Origin of the sequence: Armatimonas sp., assembly GCF_031410135.1 — a bacterium.
Taxonomy (GTDB): domain Bacteria; phylum Armatimonadota; class Armatimonadia; order Armatimonadales; family Armatimonadaceae; genus Armatimonas.
The window spans coordinates 1-2,230 of sequence record NZ_JANNYP010000362.1 but is presented as its reverse complement, the minus strand read 5'-3'; the positions used below and the strand labels follow the sequence as shown (position 1 = coordinate 2,230).

3 protein-coding genes are annotated in these 2,230 nt (G+C 57.8%); 2 read left to right on the top strand and 1 reads right to left on the bottom strand.

The features are described 5' to 3' along the window. Together RMO15_RS13290 and RMO15_RS13285 are read left to right on the top strand one after the other, a co-directional pair. Window positions 1-786: substrate-binding domain-containing protein (locus tag RMO15_RS13290; protein WP_309713322.1), on the top strand; the 786-nt coding region annotated here is incomplete at its 5' end. An 18-nt stretch (window positions 787-804) separates the two neighbouring features. Then, entirely contained in the window at window positions 805-1,710 is a 906-nt protein-coding gene (locus tag RMO15_RS13285; protein WP_309713318.1) for a prepilin-type N-terminal cleavage/methylation domain-containing protein, read from the top strand. Between the two features lie 85 nt (window positions 1,711-1,795). Here the strand turns inward: RMO15_RS13285 and RMO15_RS13280 are convergent, their stop codons facing one another. Next, a complete protein-coding gene (locus RMO15_RS13280; RefSeq protein WP_309713315.1) occupies window positions 1,796-2,119 on the bottom strand; it encodes a hypothetical protein in 324 nt (107 codons plus the stop codon). Window positions 2,120-2,230: the final 111 nt, after the last annotated feature.

The window sequence follows — 2,230 nt, the reverse complement described above, 5'->3', positions numbered from 1 at the left end:
GATAGCCGCGATGAATTGGAACAAGAGGCGGAGTGCCTGCGCCGGATCCATGCTCAGGTTCTTCAAGGGAAAATCCGGGGCCTGATCGCCCTGCCCGTCGGGCAGAATGAGAACCGGGCGGCCTATGACGCTCTGGCGGCGGCGGGCTGCAAGCTGGTCTTTGTGGACCGGTACCTCACGGGAATCCCGGCGGATCGGGTGACGTCGGACAATGAGGGCGGAACCGCGCAAGCCATCGCTGAGCTGGTCGCCCTCGGGCACACCCGGATCGCCTTTCTCTGCTCGTATCGCCTGCCCAACGCCGTGATCCGTGACCGTCAAGCGGGGTATGAGCGTGCCTTGCGGGATGCGGGCTTGATCATCCGCCCCGAGTGGATCCGTCGCGCGGAGTGGGCACGGCGCATTGGCGATGTCCTGCCCGCCTGCCCGCTGGACGACTGTGAGGGGATCTTCCGGGAGTGGCTGAGTGACCCTGAGCCTCCGACCGCGATCTTCTGCGCCAACGACCGTGCGCTCCAGTCGGCTTTGCTGACGCTACGGCAGCGCGGCGTTCGTGCCGAGTCCAAGATCGCGCTGGCGGGTTTTCTGAACCGCTCCGACTGGGTCGAGCATGTTCAAGAGCCGTTTCTGGGCATCCGTCAGTGGCAGAGTGAGCTGGGCAAGCAGGCCGCGCAGCTCATGCACGAGCGCCTGACGGCCCCCGATACCCCCACACCCAACCGGAGCATTTCGATTGGTGTGGACTTTGTCTACCATCCCAGCGCCGAGGCATGGCGCAACCCCTAAAGAAAGAGGAACTTTACTATGTTGTCATTATCTGTCGTACCGAAGCGGCATGTTCAAAAAGGCTTTACGCTGATTGAGCTACTCGTGGTCATTGCTATTATCGCAATTCTCGCAGCCATTCTCTTCCCTGTCTTTGCACAGGCCCGTGACAAAGCACGCTCTGCAGCGTGTCTCTCCAATACCAAGCAGCTCTCCCTAGGCGTCATGATGTACTCTCAAGACTACGACGAGACGCTCCCCGTGATTGGCTACAACCAGATGTGCCGTGGGCGCTGGCAGTGGCAGATCTATCCGTATGTCAAGAACGAGAAAGTCTTTACCTGCCCCAATATCAACCAGCCCTGGCGCGCGGTGACGTTCGCCTACACCGGGGTTGGCAACAGTGGCTGCCCGGGTGCGACCGTGATTGTGGGGGCCGACAACAACGGCGGCTATGGGTGGAGCTATGGTCTCTCCCATGCCTACGAGAACAACGGAGCCGGTCCACCCAATGCCTACACCGCCCCAGGACTCTCAATGGCACAGATCGCCAAGCCCGCCGAGACGCTCTGTATTGGCGAGACGGGCTATGCTAACCAGGACGGCACTCCTAATGGAACGGGCTGGGGAATGTGGGTCACCGACCCCCGGAGCACCATTCCGGCAGGCACGAACGCAGCAGGGCTGATTCCGCAGTTCCGCCACAACGCCACCCAGTTTCGCACCGACAATCCGGCTGGTCTTAAGATCGCCACCGATGGCCGCGCTAACTTCGCGTTTCTCGACGGACACTCCAAGAACCTGAGTGTCGGCTCTGCCTTCCAGCTTGCGCCACAGGTCAACGGACAGTATGTCGAGGATGGCGAGGTTCTCCTGAACCCGGCGGGCTACTCGGGGAGCAACCCCTCGCACCACGCCCCGTGGGTTCTCTGGAACACCTACTAGGATTGGGGATTGTAAAAATCAAAACACCGCCGGGGAGAGTCCTCCTCGGCAGTGTTGTTTTTATAGTAATTCAAACCCAAAAAATCTATCGTTCTTTGATGGCTCGTAAGGTCGCTTTAACCTTGTCAGAGGGAATCCAGATTGTTCCCTTGAGCAGGTTTGCTTTTTCTATTACCAAAGAATCTCCAAATTTTATTGCTTTATTGAGTTCTTGAACTGCTTGTTGTGGATTTTTCCTTCTTAAGTACTGTCCACGAATTAGGTGAGTTAATCCTATCGAATCATTCAGCTGGATTGATTCGCTAATTAAAGATTGCCCATTCGGCGAGAACTCTTGTCGGCTACCAACCGCACCATAGGCAAGCGCTTTCAACTCACGGAAACTCTCCTTCCCTGTGAGAAGTGTCAAGTCCTTTTTTTGGTGTAATTACGGTTCCCTCTCCCCGGCGGCTTTGCCGCCCGCGAAGCTCGCTCGCTTCGCCTTCAAAAGCGTCTCGTCAGCGGCTTAGGCCACCGTCAA